The sequence below is a fragment of the Streptococcus vestibularis ATCC 49124 genome (assembly GCF_000188295.1).
In the GTDB taxonomy this organism is placed as follows: Bacteria; Bacillota; Bacilli; order Lactobacillales; family Streptococcaceae; genus Streptococcus; species Streptococcus vestibularis.
In genome coordinates this window covers 929,151-930,794 of sequence record NZ_GL831112.1, presented here as the reverse complement: position 1 = coordinate 930,794, position 1,644 = coordinate 929,151, and the positions used below count along the sequence as shown (strand labels likewise).

At 37.4% G+C, this 1,644-nt stretch carries 1 protein-coding gene and 1 pseudogene; one reads left to right on the top strand and one right to left on the bottom strand.

Translation table 11 applies throughout. From position 1 onward, the window contains the following. Positions 1–190: pseudogene (locus tag HMPREF9425_RS09390) on the top strand (ISL3 family transposase); the annotation flags it as partial. A 202-nt stretch (positions 191–392) separates the two neighbouring features. Here HMPREF9425_RS09390 and HMPREF9425_RS04595 read toward each other — a convergent pair. Continuing rightward, the coding region (locus HMPREF9425_RS04595; RefSeq protein ID WP_003097151.1) for a GBS Bsp-like repeat-containing protein at positions 393–1,644 on the bottom strand (1,252 nt) is incomplete at its 5' end.

Below are 1,644 nucleotides of genomic sequence, written 5' to 3'. Positions count from 1 at the left end.
GTTATCTTGTAAATCATTTCACTCGAAGACCTTTGGTCAAACCTTAAGTCCACATGAACTCGTTGAGAAAACACTGAATTTCTCAGAAGAACTAACCGACTACTATACTCTTTATCAGCTTTTGCTTTGTCACTTTCAGGAGAAGAGAGTAGATGAGTTCTTTGAGTTATATGATTACTCTTTGGCCCAAAATCGATAAGGCTGTCTATGCCGTATTATTGTAACACCTTGTTTCAAAAAATACCAGATAAGGTGTTTTTTAGCATGCCCATTTATGAATCAAAAAGGCTTAAAAATAAGACAGTAACTTCGGAATAGCTACTGTCTTATCCCTTTTTCACTTAAAGCCTTGATCGACTTGACAAATGATAGAAAAGAGCCGGATTTATAGATTAAGCAAAGACAGAGAAGAATGGTGCACCAAGCTTAGTATCCATTGCATCTCTACTCTGAACACCATGAATGTAATCCAATGAATACCATCCATTGTTATTGGCGTTAAATGGATCACGAACATATGTTTTACCATTATCATAGCCATGAAGTACGATTTCATGCGTGTAAGGATAATTGGTAAATTGACTTGCTCCTACTGCCGCCAAAACGTGTTGACCTGACATCAAAGCTGAGGCAATGTTATCAATACTTGAAAGTACGTTGCTCTTCAGACCCCAATTTTTACTTGCTAATACAATACCATCTGCATCAGTACCAGCGACTGATGTTTTGTTAAATGAATTTGTATTGTAATACAAATAATCCGCAACTGTCGTTGGTGCAATGACAGTTCCCAAGATATCTGTAAAAGTCATGGCAAGTGATGTTGGAACACAGCCAGATTGATCCATATTGCTGACACCATACCACTTAGAAGCCCAACGAGGATCACGTTGAGAATAATAAGTCGTCTGAGGCTCAACACGACGATTACGTGGAGCAAGAGCTGTCTCACCAAGGTTAAATCCGTCTTCAGTATTGTCTACATAGTCTACATAAACATGAGTCGTATAGTTACCTATGAGATTCTTATGATTAACAGTCGATACATTGATTTCAGTATGTGTTCCAGTAGGTGCTGTATTGTACCAAGAAAGGTTTCCTTGGTTACTTTCTGACCATACAGCTACATGAATATTCTTAATCTGACGTCCTTGTGGCGCTTGATCAACTACAACTGTAAAACTACCTGCTTCTGAATTAACATTAGTGATATAGGTTTGCGTTTTAGTCTTAGCATTACGGAATTCAACTGTTGTCGTTGTCCCTCCTACACCAACTTGTGACCCATCATTTAAAATGTAGTACAAATGAATATTGTACAAACCTGTTGAATTTTTGTGGTTAGTAGCTTGAACATTTACCGTATAAGTGCCATTAGCTTGACGTGTGGCTTCATACCAACGAATGTCGTCTTGACCATCTTTTTCAGACCAAATAGGTACTTGAACAGTACGAACACCTTTAGAACTATAGACATCACTAATAACAACATCAAAAGTTCCAGTGTCTTTATTGTTATTAACTACTGAAATAGTGCCGACTGGCTTATTATGTTTTACATCTACAATTGTTTCAGTGATATAATGACGTTGGTTGGCATTATCTACGATATAAAGGTCAGCACGGTAATTTCCTAGAGAATTC